At 57.4% G+C, this 23,700-nt stretch carries 16 protein-coding genes and 2 riboswitches; of the genes, 3 read left to right on the top strand and 13 right to left on the bottom strand.

What is annotated here, in order from left to right; translation table 11 throughout:
- Positions 1 to 27 precede the first annotated feature (27 nt).
- From sS8_RS01805 to sS8_RS01775, 7 genes are all read right to left on the bottom strand, one after another.
- Positions 28 to 1,374 (bottom strand): oligosaccharide flippase family protein, encoded by a 1,347-nt coding sequence (locus sS8_RS01805; protein ID WP_119628161.1) that lies wholly within the window; start codon positions 1,372 to 1,374, stop codon positions 28 to 30.
- A gap of 115 nt (positions 1,375 to 1,489) precedes the next feature.
- Positions 1,490 to 3,094 carry a hypothetical protein gene (locus sS8_RS01800; protein ID WP_119628160.1) on the bottom strand — a complete coding sequence of 535 codons (1,605 nt, stop codon included), beginning with the start codon at positions 3,092 to 3,094 and terminating at the stop codon, positions 1,490 to 1,492.
- 289 nt (positions 3,095 to 3,383) lie between these two features.
- Complete coding sequence (gene fcl / locus sS8_RS01795) at positions 3,384 to 4,325, bottom strand: GDP-L-fucose synthase (protein WP_119628159.1); 942 nt, start codon at positions 4,323 to 4,325, stop codon at positions 3,384 to 3,386.
- The gene (gene gmd, locus sS8_RS01790; RefSeq protein ID WP_232020696.1) at positions 4,318 to 5,409 is read right to left on the bottom strand and encodes a GDP-mannose 4,6-dehydratase; all 1,092 of its coding nucleotides are present in this window, start codon (positions 5,407 to 5,409) and stop codon (positions 4,318 to 4,320) included. The genes fcl and gmd overlap by 8 nt, the downstream gene beginning before the upstream one ends.
- Before the next feature lie 291 nt (positions 5,410 to 5,700).
- A complete protein-coding gene (locus sS8_RS01785; protein ID WP_119628157.1) occupies positions 5,701 to 7,953 on the bottom strand; it encodes a hypothetical protein in 2,253 nt (750 codons plus the stop codon).
- 617 nt (positions 7,954 to 8,570) lie between these two features.
- The gene (locus sS8_RS01780) at positions 8,571 to 9,470 is read right to left on the bottom strand and encodes a hypothetical protein (RefSeq protein WP_145986379.1); all 900 of its coding nucleotides are present in this window, start codon (positions 9,468 to 9,470) and stop codon (positions 8,571 to 8,573) included.
- 114 nt (positions 9,471 to 9,584) lie between these two features.
- Positions 9,585 to 9,673: riboswitch (cyclic di-GMP riboswitch) on the bottom strand.
- 286 nt (positions 9,674 to 9,959) lie between these two features.
- The gene (locus sS8_RS01775) at positions 9,960 to 10,865 is read right to left on the bottom strand and encodes a VPLPA-CTERM sorting domain-containing protein (RefSeq protein ID WP_119628155.1); all 906 of its coding nucleotides are present in this window, start codon (positions 10,863 to 10,865) and stop codon (positions 9,960 to 9,962) included.
- A gap of 109 nt (positions 10,866 to 10,974) precedes the next feature.
- Positions 10,975 to 11,060, bottom strand: a riboswitch (cyclic di-GMP riboswitch).
- Between the two features lie 301 nt (positions 11,061 to 11,361).
- On the opposite strand from sS8_RS01775, the gene sS8_RS27880 reads away from it, so the two are divergent.
- Positions 11,362 to 11,502, top strand: coding sequence for a hypothetical protein (locus sS8_RS27880; protein ID WP_170160906.1), 141 nt, complete (start codon positions 11,362 to 11,364; stop codon positions 11,500 to 11,502).
- A 240-nt stretch (positions 11,503 to 11,742) separates the two neighbouring features.
- Here the strand turns inward: sS8_RS27880 and sS8_RS01765 are convergent, their stop codons facing one another.
- From sS8_RS01765 to sS8_RS01740, 6 genes are all read right to left on the bottom strand, one after another.
- Complete coding sequence (locus sS8_RS01765; protein ID WP_119628153.1) at positions 11,743 to 12,600, bottom strand: VPLPA-CTERM sorting domain-containing protein; 858 nt, start codon at positions 12,598 to 12,600, stop codon at positions 11,743 to 11,745.
- Positions 12,601 to 13,040: 440 nt separating this feature from the next.
- Positions 13,041 to 13,898, bottom strand: a complete 858-nt coding sequence (locus tag sS8_RS01760) for a hypothetical protein (RefSeq protein ID WP_119628152.1) — start codon at positions 13,896 to 13,898, stop codon at positions 13,041 to 13,043.
- Positions 13,899 to 14,310: 412 nt separating this feature from the next.
- Positions 14,311 to 15,192 (bottom strand): FAD:protein FMN transferase, encoded by an 882-nt coding sequence (locus tag sS8_RS01755; protein ID WP_119628151.1) that lies wholly within the window; start codon positions 15,190 to 15,192, stop codon positions 14,311 to 14,313.
- 461 nt (positions 15,193 to 15,653) lie between these two features.
- On the bottom strand, positions 15,654 to 18,899 hold the full coding sequence (locus tag sS8_RS01750) for a DUF3570 domain-containing protein (RefSeq protein ID WP_119628150.1): 3,246 nt from the start codon (positions 18,897 to 18,899) through the stop codon (positions 15,654 to 15,656).
- A 232-nt stretch (positions 18,900 to 19,131) separates the two neighbouring features.
- A complete protein-coding gene (locus sS8_RS01745) occupies positions 19,132 to 19,371 on the bottom strand; it encodes a DUF4266 domain-containing protein (protein ID WP_179952392.1) in 240 nt (79 codons plus the stop codon).
- A gap of 1 nt (position 19,372) precedes the next feature.
- A complete protein-coding gene (locus sS8_RS01740; RefSeq protein ID WP_119628149.1) occupies positions 19,373 to 19,864 on the bottom strand; it encodes a TlpA family protein disulfide reductase in 492 nt (163 codons plus the stop codon).
- Positions 19,865 to 20,445: 581 nt separating this feature from the next.
- Between sS8_RS01740 and sS8_RS28880 the strand changes: the two genes are divergently transcribed.
- On the top strand, positions 20,446 to 21,207 hold the full coding sequence (locus sS8_RS28880; protein WP_232020477.1) for a hypothetical protein: 762 nt from the start codon (positions 20,446 to 20,448) through the stop codon (positions 21,205 to 21,207).
- Between the two features lie 181 nt (positions 21,208 to 21,388).
- Complete coding sequence (locus tag sS8_RS01730; protein WP_119628148.1) at positions 21,389 to 23,623, top strand: cytochrome c peroxidase; 2,235 nt, start codon at positions 21,389 to 21,391, stop codon at positions 23,621 to 23,623.
- Positions 23,624 to 23,700 lie beyond the last annotated feature (77 nt).

The following is a 23,700-nucleotide window of genomic DNA, read 5'->3' as shown; positions in this document are numbered from 1 at the left end:
TAGGATCTCAATACATAAGTTAGAGATTTACGGCATCCGTATATCAGCCTTCCTGGAGAGCGGGCTAGTAACATATATACGAACCATTAACGCGGAAAACATAAGCTTTATGACAAACGCGATCAGCATCGCTAAACATAAGCCCATCGCTTTGTATCCAAGCCCTACCATAATAACCACCGCTGACAGATACACAATTGCCCAAACCATATTCGCTGCAAAATGTAGCCATGTTCGATTAATGGTAGTTAAGACATCGCCCAACATATTTTGGGATGATGCAACAAATGCAGCGAGAGAAATAATTATCAACATTGTGGAGGCTTCAGAATAATCTTTTCCGTACACGCTCATGATCCATGGACTTAAAATTGCCACTATAGCTGCAGGAAATAACGATACCAGCACGATCACTTTCAGCGCTTTCCCCAAAATCCTGCCCAGTTCACCCTCGCGACCACGACCTCCTTTATCTGCAAAAATTGGCAAAAAAACTTTTGTGACCATTAACGGAACGAATAGCAGAATTGAGAACCATTGATTGACAGCTGAAAACAATCCCATTTCTCCATAACCAGACGTTCTCACAAGATAAGCCCCTCCGATCCAGTTAACGGGAGCGTATAGAATACTAGCCATCATGGCTGGAAGACTGAACTCCCATAACAAACGCCATTCGTCACGAGTTAGTGCTGCAGCGCTAGGAATTCCCTCTCTACGTATAACTCGAATACTAAGAACTGAATTCATAAGTGCGTTTGCTGCAGATACAGCGACAAACCCCCAGAGAGCGCCTTCGATGCCATAGAAATACGCGCCGCCGGGTATGAGCAACACGGTTATACATCCCGTTAAGCCATTGACAAACGCCATCCATGGGTAAGCCTCAAATCCGATTAGGATACTTAAGCGCCCACCGCCAAAATTAGTGAAAAATAGTATTAGCGCACTAATTCTTACATAGTCAGTTAAGGCCGCTGATGCCAATAGATTGGTGGAAATCCACGGTGCGATCAGGTATATGATGACCCCGAATGCAACTGCGGTAACAAAAGTTGTAATTTTGGTGAACTTTATAATTTTAGATACTTTGTTTTTGTCGGTATTCCTGTATTCTGCAATATGCTTGGTTGTAGTAACCCCCATGCCCAATGCAGCAATCGCTTCAAACATAAAGAGGCTACTTTGGATGATCCCGAGTTGTCCATATTCCTCTTTACCCAAGATCCGAGCCACGAGCATCATTGATAACATCAACATGCCTCGATAAGCCACTTGAGCGGCTATCACCCAGAAGGTACCGGCCAGTACGCGCTGACGTAGCCCTAATGACCGGTTCAAAAGTGCTCTTGGATTCAAAACAGTTGCAAACATGTTACAGCGTTTTTATGGCCATAAAAATACAGATAAACTTCTATAAGTTAATGATTTTTAATAAAAACTTTGTTTTTAGTGTATTTTTTTGAAATTGAAAACGCTGTATTTCCGACTACGTCCCATCGATTCTTTCGAGCTTTCCATCAACCTCATATAAATGATAATAGCCACCCTTCGGCGATGCATTTACTCTAACTGTTCCATATTCTGGTATAGTTACCTCAACGTTCGACTGGTTGCCCAGGGGCGCGTGAACGACAATTAGCCATTCGCGTGTTGGGAGTACTCCTTTTTCTAAAGCCAAGGTAAACACCGGGATTTCTGTCGACAAGGTCCATGGCCTTTTCGGGTCCATATTGGTATCCAAGAGGAACCACCGATCCTTTCCTTTGTACTCGACCGGTATATTTTCTTGATAGGGATGCTTCCATTTTCTATTCGGAAGCAATTTTCCGACTCTCCAAAACTCTTTCAGTACTGCATTTCGATGGATTTCATCGACTGCCTGTAGGATTTCTAGGAAATAGGGTTCCACTCTCGCTCGGGTTTGGTCAGGATTGCGAAACTCGCGAATAACTCTGGGTCGAAGCAACCACATGCCGAATTTGATCATTCCGGCATAGCGGTCCGGGTTATAGGTTTGGCCACGCTTAGCGTAGTAGGCTCTTTTGTCCGTCTTTTCCCTCTTCGGCTGATGCCCATCCCAAACCGATAGTTCGAACCAGAAGTTAGGGTTGAGGCGATAAGCTTCGTCCAGCATAAATACCCAATTCATGGACCCGATCAACGGGCTGAACACCGTGTAATCAGTCGAGGGGTCCCAGTCATGGACATAAAAAGACGCGGAAGCGCCGTCCCAAGCCAGCGGCCAAGGTGCAATCCTATTCGTAACCGTCAATGAATAGTCGGTCCAACGCTTCCAACGGCCGAAAGCAAGGCCAGGAAAGGCGCCGTAGCCGACAAAGATCGAGTTCTTTTTCCAAGCCGTGTCGTTCAGTCCGCTGCGCATGCCCGCCTGGAGAGCACGATAGCGATCGATCCACCGCCGCCCGATGACTTCTCGTCTCCCTTTCTCGCCCGCTTTAGTTTTGTCGATGCTGGAGGAGTAACGCTCATCCAATTGAGCATTTTTCCATCTCAATTTCGGATGCTCGTTGTTCGAGACGAAGAGAACGAGCGGTGGATTGGGATACCAAAGTTGCAGGCGCTTAACGATGTCGGTAGTTGTCCACGTTTTACCGACTTCCGCCCACGGCTGAATCGGCCCAAACGGGGACACCTTGGGCTCGACGGATCCATCGGCTTTTACTACGTTGGGGTTAAGAGCGCTCGGCAATTTCAAATAGCGAGGGTCTTCCGAAAGTGGCCTTTCCCACTGGGTACTGAGAAAAGAGACGGGAAGACCGAGTTGGGCGCAGCGTGTCAAAGCCTTTTGATAATACGCCCTTGAATCCTTGATCGTCGTCCATCCTTTCGGCATATCGAGCTGGAACCAGGGCAACAAGAAATGACCCTGTTCGATCATGTTCAATTGATAATTCGGATCGAAGGTATTCGGCCGAGTACCGGTATTCCAGCTAGCCGCCAACGGCAATGGCCTTCCGACTGGACTGCTGTTCGGCAAAGTCGCTTCGTAGCGAATCTGAGCGGCCACCGATTCGGCATCGGCGGTTGCCGCGCATGTCGAAGTCGCCGACAACGAAATCAAAGTGGCCACGCAGAGCCGACACCGTAAATCAGCCGAACGGGACCTCGAAGGACCAGCCGGCAACAGCGCTGCACGAAGTGCCGCCAGGCCAAGTTTTCGTCTAGCCATAACCTCGAATCGATCTATGGATTGTCACTTGCCGGTCACCCGTTAGGCGATGAAATAACGTACGACGCGGCGAGCTCGGAAAATCTTGAGAAACTCCCAGTCGAAATGAGAGATATCCCGATGGACAAATCGATTGGTCGCCGGAATGAGTAAACTTCTTTTGGCACATCCTGTTGATGCAAATCATTCGCTATTCCCGCACCTTGTCCATGTGCGAGAGGAACCACCCATAAGTTTCTTCCAAACCTTGTTTCAACGGTATCCGCGCCCTCCACCCAAGACCATGCAGCCGCGAGACATCCAGCAGCTTGCGCGGCGTACCGTCCGGCTGGCGCGGATCGAAAACCAGGTCGCCCTCGAATCCCACGGTTTCCCGGATCAACTCGGCCAGTTCGCGAATGCTGAGGTCTTCTCCGACGCCCACGTTAACGATCTCTTCGTCGGAGTAGGTCTCCATCAGAAAAACTACGGCGTCGGCCAAGTCATCCACATGCAGGAATTCGCGCCGCGGCGTGCCGGTGCCCCAAACGGTTACCGATTCCGCTCCCGCGACCTTGGCTTCATAGAATTTCCGGATGAGGGCCGGCAGCACGTGCGAGTTTTCCAGGCTGAAATTATCGCCGGGGCCGTAGAGATTGGTCGGCATCAGGGAGATGGCGTCGAATCCGTATTGCCGCCGATAGGCCTGGCACTGCTTGATGCCGGCGATCTTGGCCAGTGCATACCATTGGTTGGTGGGCTCCAAGGGCCCCGTCAGCAGATAGTCTTCCTTGAGCGGCTGCTGAGCTAATTTCGGATAAATGCAGGACGAGCCGAGAAAAACGAATTTGCGGACCCCGCTCAGATAGGCGCTGTCGATCAGATGGGTCTGAATCAGCAGATTGTCGCGAATGAATTCTGCGGGATATATGTTGTTGGCACGAATTCCACCGACCTTGGCGGCCGCGTCGAGGACGATCTCGGGCCGTTCGCTCTCGAAAAAACGGGCTACCGCCAACTGATCGGTCAGATCGAGCTCTTCCCGGGTACGCGTCAAAACTCGGGTGTAGCCCTGCCGTTGGAGACAGCGCACCAGGGCCGATCCCACCAGCCCGCGGTGGCCGGCGACGTAAATCCTGGCGTGTTTATTCATGGTAGTTGAACACACGGTAGCCGGCCTTATGACACAAGGCGTCGCGTTCCGCCTCCTTCAAGTCTTCCAGAACCATCTCCTTGACCAGGCTGTGAAAGCTGATGCGGGGTTCCCAGCCGAGTTTTGCCCGTGCCTTGCTCGGATCGCCCAGGAGCGTGTCGACCTCAGTCGGACGGAAATAGCGTGGATCGACTGTAACCAGAGTCAGGCCGGTGGCGGCGTCGATGCCGCGCTCGGACAGCCCTTTCCCTTCCCATGCCAGGTCGATTCCGAGCGCACCGGCTGCAAGCGTCACGAATTCGCGCACGCTGTATTGAACGCCGGTCGCGATCACATAGTCGTCAGCCTCGTCCTGCTGCAGCATCAGCCATTGCATTTCCACGTAGTCCTTGGCGTGTCCCCAGTCGCGCTTCGCGTCCAGGTTGCCGAGGTAAAGGCAGTCCTGAAGACCCAGCTTGATCCGGCAGAGCCCGCGTGTAATTTTCCGGCTGACGAAGGTCTCGCCGCGCAGAGGCGATTCGTGGTTGAACAAGATGCCGTTACAGGCATAAATCCCGTAGGCCTCGCGATAATTTACAGTTATCCAGTAGGCGTAAAGTTTAGCCACGGCATAGGGCGAGCGTGGATAAAAGGGCGTGGTTTCGGTTTGCGGAACCGTCTGAACCTTGCCGTACAACTCCGAGGTCGAGGCTTGGTAGAACCGGGTCTTTTTCTCCAGCCCTAGGATTCGAATGGCTTCCAGTAGCCGCAAGGTGCCCAGAGCATCGGCATCGGCGGTATACGCCGGCGTTTCGAACGACACCTGCACGTGACTTTGTGCTCCGAGGTTGTAGATCTCGTCGGGCTGGACCTGCTGGACTAGCCGGATCAGATTGGTCGCATCCGTCAGATCGCCGTAATGAAGAATGAAGCGGCGGTTTTTGGTGTGAGGGTCCTGGTACAGATGGTCGACCCGGTCCGTGTTGAAGAGGGATGCGCGCCGCTTCAGTCCATGAACCTCGTAACCCTTGTCAAGAAGAAATTCCGCCAGGTATGCTCCGTCCTGACCCGTCGTGCCGGTAATCAGCGCTACTTTTTTCACTATGTACTGTTCCTTGCTCGCTTGACTGTCCGCAATAAAACCCGGTTAGTTTCGAATAAGTCTTTTAACACATCAATTCGCACAATTTTGTTACACCCTTCGAACGACCTGTCCCACGACACGATGACTTCGACCCGGCCGCATTGCGGGGGACCGTGCGTCCGCATGATTCCCCGCCAGCCGAACCGGAATGATTGGAACTTTTAAAACCCTCTGAAACTCGCCTATTCCGTCGACTTGGGCGAACGCCGGGAACAAACCGAGTCGCTCGGCAATCGCTCCCGGCATCCCGGACTAATGACTTTTCTGCCACTTCCCGGGTGGAAAGCCCGGCACCGGTATCGAAGGCACCTCTCGCCGGCCGAAGACCATTGCATCTCGCCCATTTTCCTTGAAATGACTTTTCCGTCCCTTCCCCGGCGGAAAGCCCGGCACCGGTGTGTAAGACTCGTCTCGCCAGCCGATGACCATTGCATCTCGCGCCTTTTCCTTGAGCTGCACGGCTTTCGTGAGCAACAAGTCGCGCTGCCCTCTGCCGCGTCCGGACGCGGCCTGCTGCTCGAGCTTCAGCGCCTTGTTCAAGTAATCAAGTGCGTCGGAGTATACGATCAAAGTCCCTTCAGTTAAAACTTCAATGGCATCTTCGGTATCGGCCGCGGCCATTCGAATGATGTCTTCCGCGCGGCGGTCACTCAAGCTCATGGCCTGCCGGTCCATATGATTGGAACTGCGTATGTTCTCCAGCGCATTGAGGGTGCGCAGGAACATCGCAACAGCGACCACCTGGGACGAATCGAGCTTGACCTGCCTATTCTTGCCGGACGAGGTCAGGGAGCCCGGCGAAAGATTGAACGCATCGGTGTTGTAATAGGCCACCGCTTCCTCGATCGTGCTGACGCTGTTGTTGTGGAAAAACGGCGCCGTATCCGCGGCCTCCACCAAGGAAGGCGTATTGAAGCGCCCATCCCCGTTGCAGGGCTGGTCATAATCGGGACCGCAGTCGATTCTGGCATAGCGCTCTCCTTTGCCGAAACCGCCGTCGTAAGGAACGCTCGCGTCGACCAGGCGTGCGGGCTGATCGCGCATATTTTCCACTCCGCTATCGCGCGTGGGATTCTTTTTGGTGGTGGAACTATTGGCACCGGCATTTTCGTGACAGCCATTGCAGTTGGCGGTCTGACCGAAAATCGGCTGTCCATTCCCATCCACGGGATTTTCCTTGGTGTCGAACAACTGCTTGCCGCGTTCAACCAGCGGAGAGGTGAAAGTCAAATCCGCCAGGACGATGTCCTCGCTACGGCCCAAGGACAACATATAGGCGACCAGCGCGTCCAATTCCTGCTCGGTGGCGAATCGGAAATCGACGCCCGGTACACGGTTGAGGGTTCGGGGCATATGCTGGGCAATCGCACCTTGCGCGAACAACCGCAGGGAGCCATCCCCGGGCGCGCCGTCTCCGGACCAGCCCACAGCGTTGGCGAAGGCCTTGTCATCCTCGAATTCACCGCCATCCTCCAGGGTTTCGGTTCCGATGGAGGTCGCCAGAGCCAAGGTGTGAGGCACACTGCGCAACACGCCAGGCTGATCGAAACCGTCCACGTTGGCCACCACGAGACCGAGCTGACGGAGCAATTGCGGCTTTTCCAGGTCACTGAGCGCCCGATTGTATTCCGCCACGAACAGCGGGTCGTTTTTGGGAAGCTTGAGGATGTACCTGGGATCGATGGTGTGATTATTGTCCGGCCGATGGCAGGTGGCACAGGTTCGGCCATTGCCGCGAAAGGTTTCGTTCAAAAAGATCTCCCGCCCTCGGGCAACCGCCGCCCCAAGAACCGCATCGATGTCGTTCCGCCCCCGCGTGCCGGCGTGGGCGACCTTGGGCAGCATGAATTCGAAGGGCCTCGCCATGGACACGCCATCCTCCCGATGGGGATACTGCAACTCGCCGACACGGGCAACGGCCCAGGGCTTGTCTCCATAATAAAGCCTTTGCATGAAACTCGGCGTACCGAACAATACGCCGCCTTCTTCCGGATCAAGGTCCGCCTTGGCAACCGCAACCAGATCGAGGGTAAATCCGCTCATGGCCAAGCCGTCGAGACGGGTTTTCAAAACCGCCTTGCCTTCGCCGCCCGGCGCAAGCCGGCCCAGCAAAAACCGGGTATCCGGGCTATCCTTCTTGGCTGCCGGATGCCATCCCGTCTTGTGGTCGACCACCCAGACCGAATAGTCCCCATCATCGAGCCCACCGATTTCGACCGTCACCCATCCCTCCAAAAGATCGAGCTGCATGCGCCCTCGTGCTCGGCTGAGCTCTTTGGACAAAGCTCTTGAGTAAGCGAGCGGAATGGTCAAGACTCGATCACCACCGCCGGCCTCGTAGGCCGATTTCCAGCGGCCGTAGACCTTCTTCAGTGTTTCCACGTCGCCGTGGCCGGTGACCAGTTCGGACCGCGAATTTTCCGTATCGGTGAGTACGAGAAACGCTATCGTTCCCCCAAGCATCAGCAGCATTGCTGCCAATAATGAAAACTGATTTTTTTTCATGGACTTGTACCAGGATCGCAACTAAAAGGGAAAACGTAGCTGCCGGACGCCCGCCCCCACGACGCTGGTTATGAAAGCACCGAGTCCCGCTCGGCGATACCATTACGCTGCTCGTGCGAACAAGTCGGACGTGGCCGGCATTCGACGACCCTGTCGCTACGCCAAGGTTTTCATTTCTCTCACGGTCGCAGACACTGCCGGAACCGCCCCACAGCCGCAAAAATGCTGATGAAGCCCGGAAAATGCATATGACGTGATCTGACGAACCGTGGTTACAAATGATCAAGAAAGTAAAGCCACAAGAACTCCCTCTCCCTCCGGGGAAAATCGGCAGGGCGAGACGCAACGCGACGAGCGGGCAGGCCCGGGATGGGCTGCCCCGGCCTCGCGAGCGAAGCGGGACAGCGTCGCGTGGGGAGGCCAATTTACACGCGCGGGCGCCGCTTGCGGCTCCGCACAAGGAATGTGCGGCGTGATTGGGTTGGCGTGAGGGCGATTCGACAGGGGCTTTACTTTCTTTACACACAGCAAACAAATTTCTGCGGAAAGCCGGTCAGGCACGCCCGGGAGTAGGTTTGGCCCGGGCGGCTCTGATCTCTCTGATTACCCGAGAGCGTCTAAGCGGGTTTTGAAGCACGCCGGCCGATGCTGAACACACCGACCAAAGCGCTGCCGAGCAGCCAGATTCCGGCCGGAATCGGAACCGGCTGAACGACCGATTCGACGCTCAACCGATAATTACCGGCCACGCCACCCAAGGCGCCAATGATGACGGTGTACTCGCCGTCGTAGGTCGTATCGAGGTTGAATACTTGCGACAAGGTTTCACCGACCGAGGATGCCACTCCCCATCCAAGCAGTTTCAGATCGTCGGATCCCAGCGGATTGTCCACCGGGGCCGGATCGGTGACGAAGGTATCATGCCTGGAGGCGCCGGAACCGGCGTCCCACCCGCCGTAAAGCGCAAAACCGAGCTGAACGTTGGCTCCCCCGTCGGCGAGATCATCCTCCAATGTGATTTTGAAGCCGGATACGCCCGCGTCAATGCAGCCCTGGGGACCGCCGCCGCAGGACCAGTGGATGAGCCCGAAGTCGAGGCCATGTCCCCATCCCTGTCCGCCGTTGTCGGGATCGGACCAGGAAAGGCCGCCAACCCTGAGCATTCGATTGGTGGGGAGGCCAGGGTCGTTGTTGTTGTTATAGTTGGCGATCTGTCGCTGCAGGCTGTTACTGTTGCTGGAGTCGGGCGCGCCGGTTTCGATAGTCCGGGCTGCGGCCGCGTTATGCATGCCGGCATACCAATGAACCGGCAAAGCCCCGGTGTAACCGACGCCTCCATTGGTCCAGACCCCGCCCGCATCGGTACCGGGAAGACCATCGTTGCCATTGGTGCTACCGCCGGTGCCGTCGCCGTAACCCGCAATATTGAAGGTTGCATGCGCGTGCACTGCGGGAGCCATTAGCAGCGTACCCCCGAGTACGCTCGTGATGGCCAGTATTGACGCTGTTATTTTCATATTATGATTCTTCCTCTTCACTGTTAGTGGTTGTCTAATGCTTCTTAACAGTGATGTCCGCGGCGCTTTGCCGTAGCCCATGGAGCAGCGCCGCGGTCCTCCCCATCACTTCCGGGAGGCGGCCCGGCCATCTCTAATGCTTACAAGCATCGAGACCCGAAGCTTTCCGACCCCGCCTCGCGACGGGTGTGGCGACACGAATGGACCTACATGACGGCCCTTCGCGATGGCGTTCCTTCGGGCTTTCCCTGCCGGGGAATTCCTTGCGATTCCGTTTTTAAGACGCGTATGTGCAAGCCCGCCATGCAACGAGCTTCCGTTCTACAAAGACAATAAACATGCCACTAAAGGATGATTTCTAATCAAATAGATGTACTCCATCCCGATACGACCACGCGGCAAATCACACAACTTTATAGGTGATACCACACAGATTTCCCGCCGGCCGAAGCCGATGGGAAAACAGTCGCATGTTTTCGGCGGACACACTCAGACCGGGACGGAATTTCCTTTGTTGCGGCGCTTTCCCAAGCCTACAAGGCCGGCGAGCGCGCTGCCGAAAAGCCATACGGCCGCGGGGATCGGGACCGGCGCGGTGCTGATATTCAAGCTGTAGTCGGCAACATTCTGGCTCCATTGACCAACGCCGGCGCCCCCCAGATAAATGGAATAGACCTGGCCGGCAAGCGCAAGAAAGGTCAGTCCGTCAACCCCGTCGACTGTGCCATCATGGGTCAAATAGCTGAGTCCTGCGGTACCGAACGGATTATCGAGATCGTAGGGTTTCGCCGGAGTACAGCCGGGGCAGTTCCAGGCGCCGTGATGAGAGTAACTGCCCGTATTGGTATCCATCCCGGTGAAGACGGTGATGCCGAAGTTTTGAATGTCGTAGCCGGTGCCGGTCACCACCGTGGGATTGAGTGTCACCCACATGGTTTCTTCCGCCATGATCAACCCGATATCGGTCTGATGTTTCCAGCCGGTAGGACCGTTGGCGGTCGGAATTCCGGCGCCGTTGACGCCCGCATCCTGCCAAGCCCCGGCTCCGGTATCGATTTCAGCGGCGACGCCGTATCTCGCCAGGGCATCCGCCTTCGAAACCTCAAGCGAGGAACCCGCACTGTGAAGCTCCGCCGCCCAGTTCAGATGAGCGGTGCCCGAATAGCCGAAAGGCTGCGTGGTGGCGCTGGCGGTCCCCACCCAACCGGGGGAAGCCGTCGGATAGCTCGGATTGCCTACGCCCCCATAGACCCAGCCGTCGGTGTCGGAAGGATCTGCCGTGGTGAAGGTGTTGTACATCGTATGCGCTTCGGCGGAGGCCGCACCCAGGGTCAGGACGGTGCCCGCGAGGGCTGCGGTTACCGCTTTGGTCAGCTTGTTCTGTAGATGAGACATGTAGGAATTACCTCGTACGGTTCTTATGGAGTTCGTGGTTTACACGTAGCCAGCGATGTCCGCGACGCCCCGAGCAAGCCGAAGGCTCTGCGGTCTCCCCATCACCCAGGGAGGCGGCCCGGCCGTCTTGCGACTTCGGTCGCGAGACCCGTGGCTTTCCGAACCCGCCTCGCGGCGGGAGTGGCAGATGCGAAAGGGATTCCCCCTACTGCTACGGTTCGGCACTCTCGTCCCCAGCGGCGATTGATCGAGTTTTCCCGTAGCATGCCGACCATTCGGATCACCGTTCCGGCGAATGGTCGGCACTCTAATGTGCAATCACCATGCCTCCTCTAGGTCGTTGATTTAACGGCTTCCTTTTACTGAAGTCACCAGCACCTGCGGCATTTCCCTTAGCTTTACAAGGGAAATGCCGCAAAAGTGTGACAGCAGGGAGAATTGCCTGCTCAAAACGCTCCGAGCGTCACTCGGCGGCCTGAACCTATTGGAAATCAAGATGCAGTCCACAGCCGAGCGGTCTGATGTCGCGACGGGATTCGCGTCCTACAGCGGCACGGTCGGCAATCCTTTGCCGACGAACCCGTTGAACCAAGCGCACCGTCGGGCAAGGATTCCCGACCGGCTTGCATTGACCTAATCCACGGCAACGTCCCGCTCCCTCGATGAAGTTCAGGACAGCCCTCCGACTCGGCTCAGGACAAGCTCGTTGGCCTACCCACTCGACGCGCAATCCAGCACGCAAACAGCCGTTTCCAGGATGTTAACGGACGGAACAGAACGACACCTGCTTACGACCCGATCGAACCATTCTCGGCGGAGACACCCAAGATCCAAGGAATGCCGGGCTCGAATGCAAGCCGTCCCGGCCAGTTCCGGGTCACGCGGCAGCGGCCTTGCGCGGGCGCCGTCCGGCGAATCCGACCCCGGCCAAAGCACTGCCGAACAACCAAACGGCCGCCGGAATGGGAACCGGAGAAGAGGAAATGGTCAACGTGTAATTGTCTTTGTTCTGATTCCATTCCGCTCCGCCGCTACCACCAAGATAGATGGAATAAATCTGGCCGGCTTCCGCCAGGAAAGTCAGGCCGTTGACCCCGTCGACCGTGGCATCGTGGGTCAGATAATTCAGGCCGGTGGTGTCGAATGGATCGTTCGCGGTGAAGTCGAAGCCTTGAGCCGGGCTGTTCCAGAGTTTGTGGTGCGTGTAGTCCGTCCCGGTGTCCATACCGGTGAAGACCGTGATCCCGAAATTGGCGATTTCCGCGTTGTCGGCGGTCAGATTCAGCGTGACGTAGGCGTCGACATGCGACATGAAAAGACCGATATCGGTGTTATGGGCCCAGCCTTGAGGGGTTTCTTCGGTATCTATCCAGGCGCCCCGGGCGGTATCGATATCCGCGGCGACGCCATATCTCGCTAGCGCGTCCGCCCTGGAAATCTCCAGCGAAGCGCCCGCGTTATGAAGTTCCGCCGCCCAGTTCAGCGCGGAAAGGCCGGTATAGCCGAACGGTAGCGTGGTGGCGCTTTCGGTACCAACCCATCCCGGCGACACGGTCGGATAAGTCTCGTTTACATAGCCGTAAACCCAACCGTCCGTACCTCCGGCAGTAGGTGCCGTACCGGCGTTGTAGGTGTTGTACATGGTGTGTGCCGAGGCGTCGGCAACGACTCCCAAAGAAAGCACAGAACCGGCTACCGCCGTCGCGATCGCCTTGGCCAATCTGGTCTGTTTCATATTAAGCCCTGAAAGGTGGAAGTTGAGACACAGTGTGGAAGACCCGGATCTCCCCCGTTTCCCGGAGGCCGAACGGAGCCCCCGGAGTGCCGGGACATCTCTTACGCACGAAGCGATGCGAGAAATGCGGGTCAAGCGCACTCGAAAGTAAACAAGTGTCGTGCCAGCGTTCCAATCCGGACATTTCGGGGGCTCCGGGGGTTAGCGAACCGCGCCGGCTCCAGGAAGTACGGCATATGCCACAGGCTCTAGCGGCATTTCGCTCAAGGAGAGGCGCGCCGGAGCAGTTTGGATGTACGTGCAAAGCCTGGTTTCAAGCGGGGTGTGTGGGAGTGGACCATTTCCGAAATCGCTCCGCGCCCGCCCCGGTTGCGTCTGCGGACAAGTTGCCGGTCGTCACCGTAGAACGGCACTCACAGTGTCCGCCGCGCGCGGCCGGCTCAAGCGTCGACGGCACGGCGTTTCCGACTTCCGGCCAGCCCGACCCCGGCCAAACCGCCACCGAGCAGCCATACGGCCGCGGGTATCGGAACCGGAGCAGAGCTCACGGTGAGCACATAGGCACTCCTGTTTAGAGCCCAATGGGCCCCGCCGCTGCCACCGAGAAAGATGGAGTAGATCTGGCCGGCTTCCGCCAGGAAGGTCAGGCCGTTGACCCCGTCGACCGTGGCATCGTGGGTCAGATAATTCAGGCCGGCGGTGTCGAATGGATCGCTCGCGGTGAAGTCGAAGCCTTGAGCCGGGCTGTTCCAGATTTCGTGGTGCGAGTAGTTCGTCCCGGTGTCCATACCGGTGAAGACCGTAATCCCGAAATTGGCGATTTCCGCGTTGTCGGCGGTTAGATTCAGCGTGATGTACGCATCGACATCCGACCGGATCAGCCCGATGTCGGTATAGTCTGACCGTCCCAGCGGGAACGGTTGGGCGTCCATCCAGGCGCCTCCGGAAGTATCGATGTCCGCTGCGAGGCCGTATCTCGCTTGCGCGTCGGCTCTCGAGACTTCGAGTGTTTCGCCCGCGTCGCGAAATTCCGCCGCCCAATTCAGATGGGCACTACCCGCATAGCCGAACGGTAGCGTAGTGGCGCCGGCAGTGCCCACCCATCCCGGCGATACGGTCGGATAAAGCTCATTAAAACCGCCGTAGACCCAGCCGTCAGTGGCTCCATCGGTAGGCGGAGTTCCGGCGTTGTAGGTGTTGTACATGGTGTGCGCCGAGGCATCGGCAACGGTCCCCAGTGAAAGCACAGAACCGGCGACGATCGTCGCGATCGCGTCGGTCAATCGGATTTGTTTCATATGCAGCCCTGCAGTTTAGGAGTTGAAATTCAGCGCACTCGCCCCGCCGTTCCCGCAGCGACGCTGCATACGGAGGCCTGTGTCGGACAGCGTGGGAGAGATGCGGTGGCTTGAGCGCCACCAAGACACAGCAAAGATCGTGCCAAAGCTCAGGTCCAGGCGCTACACCCCCTCCGAGGACCAATGCTTCGAAAGCCGATAACCGAGAATGCGGTATATGCCCTAGTTCGGCGGCATACCGCTCAGAGATATGGTATTGCAGATCGATTCGTCGGCACCGGATCCCCGGTCAATTTCCAATCGGACAATACGGTCGGGAGAAGTTGGCAAAGTCGCGATAGCGCGCTTCGGCCTGTATCAAGAGTTGGAAAGCAATCTCCCCCCTTGGCACATCGCTCGCGACGCTCCCCCTCTAAGTCCACGCCCCCGATTCCGCCAATGAACCGCCCACATTCCCGTCCACGTCTATCCAGAGATGCGGCAAACCCATGGCTTCCAGCCAGGCCGGGCCGTCCTCCTCCTTGAGCATGGCGATGGTCGAGGCGCTCCCGGCAACCACGCAAAGGTCGCCCACGACGCTGACGGCGGCGAGACGGCGTACCGGCCAGCCGGTTTTGGGATTCAGCACATGACCGTATCGGATGCCGTCCACGAGGATACAGCGCTCGTAGTCGCCGCTGCTGGCAACCGCGCCCTCCCGCAAGCTCAAGGTCTTGATCATCGATCCTTTTTCTCGGGGGTGAGAAATGGCGACTCGCCAGGGACTGCCGTCGGCACGCGAGCCGATCAGCCTGACGTCGCCCCCCAAGTTGATGACGCCGTGTCGAATGCCGGCGTTCCGGCACAGCGCCGCCGCCCGGTCGACCGCGTATTCCTTGACGATGCCGCCGAAGTCGAGTTCCATGCCCGGTACCGGAAATTCGAGCACCGGCGGCTCCCAGCGCAGCTTGTGCCAGCCTATCCGCTCAAGCAAATCCTGTACTCGTACGACATCCGGCAGTTCGCCCCGGTCGAAGCGCCAGGCGCGGCGCAAGATTCCCGAAGTGATGTCGAAGAGCCCGGCGCTTTGTTCGTGGCAGGTGGCCGCGTAGTTCAACAAACCCGCGGTTTCCGCGTCCACCGTGATCCGGCCGCCCTCGGCAGCGACCCGGTTGATCCCGGACAGCAAGCTATCGCTGCGATAGCGCGAATAGCGGCTTTCCAGTCGGCGCACGTCGGTCACGGCCGCGTCCGAAATCCGCCGGGCCTCTGCCCCGCTCTCGGCGAACAGCTGGATTTCGCAGGGGCTGCCCATTGCCTTGAAGGCAAAGCGGAAAGATTTGAGGTGGCGTGAATTCAAGTCTGTTTTCCGCCTGCTCCGAGGCTCCTGCCCGACGACTTAAACTCAGAGGGTAAGGAGAAAGCGTCGCGAGCAGCCCGCGGGCGAGCCTGTCCTGAGTTCTGTCGAGGGAAAGCCCGCAACATGGACGTCGGAGATAGACTCCCTGCCGATGGAGCCGGAAATGACAACGGATTACGGCACCGGTCGACAATCCTTTGCCGACGAAGGCGGCAAAGCCGCTTCCCGCGCATCCTGTTGGAAACTCCGGCTTCAAAGAACGGTATACGCCGCTGGATCATGAATACCCTCGTTTCGGTTTCGTTCAATAGCCGAGTTCAACCCGAGTTCAACCCGAGAAGCAGGAGCGTCTCGCGATCGGTTACCGAACAGGCGGCCGAAAACCGGAATCGAATCGGCAACCACGCCCCGAGCGATCAAAACGCATAATTCCAGGTGACCGCCAAGGAGCCGGTGCGCTCCAACTGGTATCCGTTGACATCGTCCGATACCGGCTGCAGCCACTCGATGCTGAGATTGTGGCCGGCGAAATCGCCGCTGGGTACCGACAGATTCAAACCCAATCCCACATCCCAATAGCGCCCGCCGTAGTTGGACGGAAAATCCACCGGCGCGCTGGTCGAATGTTCACGGTTGAATTTTCCGCGGATCGAACCTTGGACGGTGTAAACGCCCCGCACCGACGCCGACAGCCAGTTCGTGAGGCTGTAGCCGCCCCAGGCGGTGGTCTGAAATACGTCGCCCAGGGCATAACCCGACTTGTTTCTGCCTTCGAGCCGCTTGGTGCCGCTCACCTGCGCGCCCCAGAACCACTTGTCCGACTGTCCCGTATAGGTCAGGCTGGGTTTGAAATCCCAGGTGCCGCTGCCGAGCTGCATGCCGTAATCCTGTAATTTGCCGTCTTCCGTAGCACCGCCATCCACGGTCATGTCGACATCACCCGTGGGCGCGCTGACCCCCAGTCCCAGATTGAGACGGTGCCCGGACACGTCGAACAACTTGATCAACGCCACCATCAAGGTATCGCCGAAGCCGTCGCTGCTGTGCCCGCCGCCGTGCTCGTCGTCTTCCGGAGCGCCCGGCAGCTGCTTCAAACTCATATCCATGTCGACCAGCTGGGGCATCAGCATCAGGTTCAGCCAGCTGGTCGGCGCGTACATGATGTCCAGCATGTGCATGTGCATGGTCATGTCGGTCGGGCGGGAGATACATCCGGAGTCGCCGCAGGCGCTACCGGTCAGCGTTCGGCTGCCGACCCTGCCGGTACCGTGCAGCATGGCGCCCGCCTGGTTGCTGTACATGTAGCGATACCCGACCATCAGGCTATCGGCCTGGTCCATCATATGGCCGACCATGATACCGGCAGGCATGGGACTCCCATGATGGTGCGAGCCGTGATGGTGATGGCCGCCCGCGAACGAACCCGGCGCCGACAGATTGACGTTGAGTCCGGCATGAGCCAGGAAATAATTGAAGTCGGCATAGTCGCCCGCGCCGCCCCCGCCCAACTTCAAATCCCCGGCGTGGCTGTAATACTCGAAACCCGCTTCCAGGCGAATACCCTTGGTGAACTGCTTGCTGAACGTGATCCCGCCGCTCAAGGCGCCGAACCCGGACAGGCGAAAATCGCTCGAATAATAGCCGTCGGCTCTCGGAGCGAGGAAATAAGGCGCAAAGAAATCGGCTTGCGACTGCGAATAATAGCGGATGCTAGGCGCCGCCATAATGCCGAACGGCAACGGCTGATACCACTTCAACTCGAAGGTGTGGGAATCGATGCCCCAGTCGTCGAAGTAGTACCGGTAATCGAAATGCAGGGACGCATCCAGCGCCGGTATATGGCGGTTCAATCGGCCTGAAAAAGCCCATTGGTTGCGCTCGTCGGGACGTCTCTCCCGAAACAGCTCGATTCCCACGACTTCGAGATCGGTCACCGATTTCCAGTCGATCGTCCCGGGCCTGGCCTGCGATATCTCGTAGTATTCCTCGGGCGTGATCTCCCCGCGGACGTAAACGAACTTATAAGGATTGGTGAGATAACCGCTCTGGTTAGTGTAGCTGGCTGTCGCCTGAAACAAGGTATTCTTGTCCAAAACCTGAGCGATACTGGTGCTAAAACCGTGGAAAACGCTCTCTTCGCGCAAATCAGGGTAGTTGGGCGACTCATCGTTATCGTGCGAGTGATCGCTATCTACCGAATGGGCGATGCTGCGCGTGATGTCATTGCTCGTCAGGCTGTAGCCGGCGGACACCGTGGTGTGTTTCTGGTTGAATTCGCGGCTTAGGTTGATCGAGCCGAAACTGGATTTGAAATCCGGTTCGAGAGAATAGCCGCCGGAGAACGCAAGCGTCGCTTCGTCGAAATAGTATTTGGCACCGAACACCGGCATGGTCCTGGATTCCCGGGGCTGCCGCTGAAAACGTTGGACCGTCTTGGTGCCTTTCGGTACAAGGCCGTCGAGAACCGCGCGATATTGCGAGATGACAGCGAGACGGGTAAGTCTCTTGATCTCAGCTTCTAGCTTTCTGTCCCACGCCTTTTGCTCCTCGGTCCTTTCGATCGGTACGGTTACACCCGAGAGGTTGATGTTATCTACTTGAGTTTCGAACCGCGTGTTGGCGGGAGGAGTTTTTGGATGGCCTTTGTAATGGATCCACAAGGCATTGATGTTCCGAAACGCCTCGTTCAGGGTCAATGCACCTTCGAAGCCGTTGGCCACAATCTGATAGGCTACACGCGTTGCATAGTTTGTGCCGTCGCCTTCGCCGAGGCCGGGGTTCGACGCCTGGTTAAAACCCAGGATCTCCCAGTAGTCGTCGGGCCCCGTCCCCGGATTGGCATTCCGGGTCCGGGCGTAAAACTCCATGGAATCGAGACTGAAGGGTGCCCCGTTTAATTCCCGCAAGTAGATGCCGGGCGAGTCGGCGTGATAGCCGAGCAAAGTGCTGAAATCTCCGTCGTACCGGTGCAGGTGGGCACTCGGATTGCCGTCGTCCACTGTCCCGATCGCAAAACCATCCTCGTAATAGCATCCGAGCTGCCCGGTTCCGGCACAACTGCCGTCCGCTTGCGGCACTGCGTTGGCTTTGGCGTAATAGGCCGCGAACAGCATGTTTTCAAAATCGATTTGCACGTTGCCGATGGTCGGCGGTGCGGGAGGAGCCGAAGGCTCGGGGTTGTCCCGCTTCCACAGCTCTATCTCCGCGGCAGCAGCGCCCTCCGCAGCACGTCCCGCATCGACGAAACCTTTAAAGGCATTGAGCCCGCCCAGAATCGTCAACCCGCCAGCGGTAACCCCGCCGGAAGCCGCCGAAACGACATCGGCCGGCGTCGCCGCGCTGGCGGGCGTTCCGTCGTCATTCTGCTTGTACTTGGGCTGATCCGCCATGGTCGCCGGGATGCTGAACGCCGGCGTGGCGCCTGTATAAGTATCGCGGTCAATACTGAAGGTGAATTCGAGCCGGTCGGAAACCGGGATGATGAAATCGCCGTGGGTGACCTCAACCTGCATTCGGTTATCGCTTTCCTGGTAATAACCGAAACTGACGTTACCTTGCGCTTGCGAAACCGGAGTCGCGGCCGGCGCATCGATGCCCGGGAGCCCGAGAGCGGCCGTGGTCAGGGCAAGGAGGGCTTTGGGCTTTTCCGATTTAACCCGCATGTCTCACGTCGCCTTCGTTGCAAGGGCGACGCAGACATCGTCGTCGGCAAAGGATTGCCGACCTAACTCGGGTCGCCGGCGGACGTGCTGTGAGTCAGCCTGGCATCCCTTGCTGACGCCGCCTGGACCATGCCGGCACGCAAGACGGAGAGGATAAGCCCTTTCTCCGCTAAAAAGGCGACCTGCCGGCGCGGCACGGCAAGCGAATCGGCAGAGAGACGGTGGATACGGATCAGTTGCAGCCACAGCCGCCCCCCGTGCCACTGTGTCCACCTTGCGAGGCTTCCTTGCTGGAAAAGATGTGATCGCGCAGGCCGGTCAGGCTGGGGTTCGGATTGATCGACATTTCCGGCCTGGCCAGCGTGCCTCTCTCCCAAGGAGCCACGCTGCTGCAGGCCTGACAGACGACACAGGCGCACAAAAGTATCGGTTGCCGCAAATACGATAACCGAGGCTTACGGAAGAACGTCATCTCACTCTCCCAAAAGAGCGTCGACCTGCTTTCGAATCCCTTCCTGATCCTCGTCGCGGTACCCGAGGTGAACCATGCGAACCTTGCCCTGACGATCGACAAGGTATGAAGACGGCATAGCCTGCACTTCGAAAACCCGCGGGCACTCGCCCGTGGGGTCGAAAGCGGTGATGTAATCCACCGGATGGGCTTTCAGGAACCGCAGGGCTTCTTCGGTGTTCTCGTCGACGTTGATGGCGACGACTTCAAAATCCTTCTTCAAATATTCGTTGCGCAAACCGTTCAAAAAGGGCATGGACTTCTTACAAGGCGGACACCAGGTAGCCCAAAAGTCGACCAGCAAGACTTTTCCGGTATAAGCATCGAAATTCAACTTCTCGCTATTGCCCGGCAAGACCGCGGGGCATCCGGGAATCGGCGATCCCTCTTGAACGGCATAAACCGAAAAGCCGCAGCCGAGCAGAAGCAGACTTGATAAGAAATGTTTTTTCATAGTTCCGCATGTAAATCGAAAGTGACAGACTGTTGCGCATCGTTTAAATAAGCACATCTCATGCCATCAAATGCAAAAGCTCCTTGGGATAGCCCGTACGCAATTGCTTACACAAAGATATGTGGGCTCAAGTATCTCAGGTGACACTTTACGTCGACCGCCTTCGACGCAGGATAAGGAGCGCTAGCTTCATCAACTGTGTCATTTCACACACCTCTCTCAATCGAATCCCACAGTTGCCGCGAACGATCCGGCCGAATCCAGCCTATAGAAATCCGAGGCAGAAGTGCTTCTTTACAGCAATGGCGCAGGTTCCACGCGGCTTGCACTTTAGCCAGCCGTCATGCACTTCGTTTGGTATGACATTTGCCTTCCTCCACCGGGGGGGCGATCGTCATGGCGTGGCGATCAGGCAACGGAAACTCCCTCCCCCGATTTCAGCGGGAAACCTCTGGATCGGTCTTTCGACGACCGGGTTTTCTTCTCGTCTGCCCGGTTTTTTTTGCATGGAATTCCCGCCGGGAGGCACAACTCCCCGACCACGCGGGAATGCTGGACCTATAACCAACGGAGATTTGTAAATGACCCTATCGAAGACAATCGCCGGATTTATGTTTTCCACACTGAGTTTGGCCGCTAGTACCGCTAGCGCCGCCATCGTGGATGACGTGACGATCGATTTCGAGGATATGACGTTCGCGGCCTATTACGGCAAAGCCAACATCGCGCCAGAGGCGGACGGGACCTGTGCCGGGGCGGGCTCGGCCGGCTGTTATCTCACCGCTGGCGCGGCGATCGGCACCGTGAGCAACCCGGACCCGAACGCTCACCTGCACCGGTACGATGGAGACGACAGCACCTTGCTCCAGTACCATCCCGACTCCCCCGGCATCTACGTACGCGCTCAGGACAGCACGTCCTTCAGCCTCAAATCCTTGGAGTTTTACGCGCCGATCAAGAATGCCAATCCGGGGACCGGGCCCGATGACTTATGGGAAATCATCGGTTTCAATACGGCGCTGAATCCGGACCTTTCGTCCGGTGACGGCACCAACTACGATTCCGCGGTGGCTTATCAGACAGTCGCCAACGGCTTCGAGGGTGTGCTGAACCTGGACTCTTCGTTTGCGGATATCGACGCCTTCTGGATCCACTACAAGGGCTATCCCATCGTCCCACAGGACGGCAAGAGATTCGACTTGAGAATCGACAACCTCGTACTCGGCGCCGCCGCCGCCACCCCAGCCCCCGTACCCGTCCCTGCAGCCGTCTGGCTATTCGGCACCGGCTTAATGGGCCTGGTGTCGCTCGGCAGGAAGAAGGCGCGCTCGGTAGCTGCCTGATCCAAGATGTTCCCGGATTCGGCTTTGCCGGATCCGGGAAACGCTCGCCGGGGCAGGGATCACCATCCCATCCCCGTTTCTCCTGAACATATTCGGTAAGCGTTTCGAGCCGCGGGACTTTGAGGGAGAGCCTCTCATGCCGCTTACTTTGAGGTGAAAAATGCGGTCTATAAATAACGTTATGTTGTGGGGGATCCTCCTGACGGCACAGTCGGCAACGGCTCACGGGCCTGAACCGATGCCCTTGCAAAAGGTGCCGATTCCTCCCGTTCCAGGGCTCTTGGACGGTTCCGACCCCATCGTCGTCAACAAGGACATCGCGATCATCCTGGGAAAAGCCTTATTTTGGGACACCAGCGTCGGCAGTGACGGCATGGCCTGCGGTTCGTGCCATTTCCATGCCGGAGCGGACCGTCGCGTCAAGAATCAGCTGAATCCGGGGGATAAGAGCAGCCATCCGAGCGGGCAGACTTTCGAAGCGATGCCTTCCGGCTCCGGGGGAGCCAACTATACGTTGACCCGCGGCGACTTTCCGACCTTCCGCTACAACGATCCATTCAATCAGGAAAGCGGCGTCGCGTTTGCAACCGACGACGTGGTTGCTTCATCCGGCACGTTTAGTGGCGAATTTGCCGGCGCCTCCAAATTCTCCGGGACGAGCGATCAGTGTGCCCGCGACGCCGATCCCGTGTTTCACGTCAATCATGTCGGCACGCGACGGGTTGAACCACGAAACGCACCGACAGTCATCAATGCCGTGTTCAACCACCGCAATTTCTGGGATGGCCGCGCCAATAACATCTTCAACGGCAGCAGCCCCTGGGGCGACCGTGACCCGGACGCCGGCGTATGGGTAAAAGTCGGCGCCCGAAACGTGGTCAAGGAACGCTTACACCTCGAAAACTCCTCGCTCGCTTCCTTGGCGACGGCTCCGCCCTTGAGCGATTCGGAAATGGGCTGCAGGCAGCGTACCTGGCCGGACATTGGAAGAAAGCTGTTGCTGCGCCAGCCCCTGCAGTATCAGAAGGTTCACCATGAAGACAGCGTACTGGGATCCTTCAGCCTCAGTTCGGCCGGAAACCTGAAGCCCGGGCTGAATACGACCTACAAGCAACTCATCACCCAGTCATTCAATCCGAAATATTGGTCTTACGGCGGCATCGGTCCGTTCGGGGCACCTCCCGGCCAGGCGCCGTACAACCAGATGGAAGCCAATTTTTCCATGTTTTTCGGCATAGCCCTGCAGCTGTATCAATCAACTCTGGTCTCCGATCAAGCGCCCATCGACTTGACACCTCGTAACCCGGTCACGCACAAACCCACTTGGGAGGGCATGGGCAAGACGCCCGAGGAAATCGAGGTACTAAAAGATGGATTCAACACCTTCGTCGACAATCATTGCAATATCTGCCATGGCGGACCGACCCTGACGACCGCCGCCCTGGTCACGAACAGCATTCTGGTGACGCCTACACCCGGCGCGGTTTTCGGTCCGGACCACAGCTTGATCGAATATGGCCCCAAAGCCTTTGGGCTTCCTTCCGGAGCAAAGGATGCGGGCATCAATCGGCATGTTAGCGTTGTGATACGTGACGTCATTTCAGGCGGTCAACGGTTGATGGACATGGGTTTCGCCAATACCGGCGTGGGCGATCCGGATGCCGATCCCGGGGTGGGCGGCGTCGATGATTTCGGCAATCCCTTGTCCTTTTCCGGTCAGTACGTTCAGTATTTGCTCGGCAATTATTCGGAAATTCTCGATCCGGGTGTCACCACGGTACGCAGCTGCGATTTTCGAACGCCTCTAGCGCTTAATATCGACAATGTTATTCCCACTGTATTTACCACACCCGGCGGCATAGAAATCGACGGTAGCCGCGAAGGGATACCGCGCGATCAAGACTGCCTGAATGATGTCCGCAAATACATTCCAACCGTTGCGTCGGCGAATGCAGCGCTGGTTTCGGCACCGGCCAAGTTAGCCGTGGCCACGCATGCCGCTTTCAAAATACCGGGACTGCGGAATATCGAACTGACCGGGCCGTATATGCATAACGGGAGCATGGCCACCCTGGACGAGGTTATCGAGTTCTATTCGCGGTTCGGCAACGTCAACAATCCCGATAAGCATTCCTTGGTTGACAGTATTACCTTGGCCGAGAATCCCAATAAGCGTACCCATCTGCTCGCCTTCCTGAAGACCCTTACCGACGACCGTGTACGCTACGAAAAGGCCCCCTTCGATCATCCCGAAATCGTCGTTCCCCATGGACATACGGGCGACAGCCAATCGGTCGCCGCAGGCCATCCGCTGAATCCGAACCTGGCTACGGATGACACCCTGACGATTCCGGCGGTTGGGAAAAACGGAAACGCCGACCCGATTCTTCCGTTCGAAGATTATCTGGAGCCGTAAACCGGCCGCAAACAATCGAGGCACACCGCGAACCGCAAGCCGGAAACGAAAACATGTCCCGCTTGCGGTTCCTGCGG

The organism is Methylocaldum marinum (genome assembly GCF_003584645.1).
Taxonomy (GTDB): Bacteria; Pseudomonadota; Gammaproteobacteria; order Methylococcales; family Methylococcaceae; genus Methylocaldum; species Methylocaldum marinum.
The sequence above is the reverse complement of the archived record's forward strand: the minus strand, read 5'-3'. Positions and strand labels throughout refer to the sequence as shown.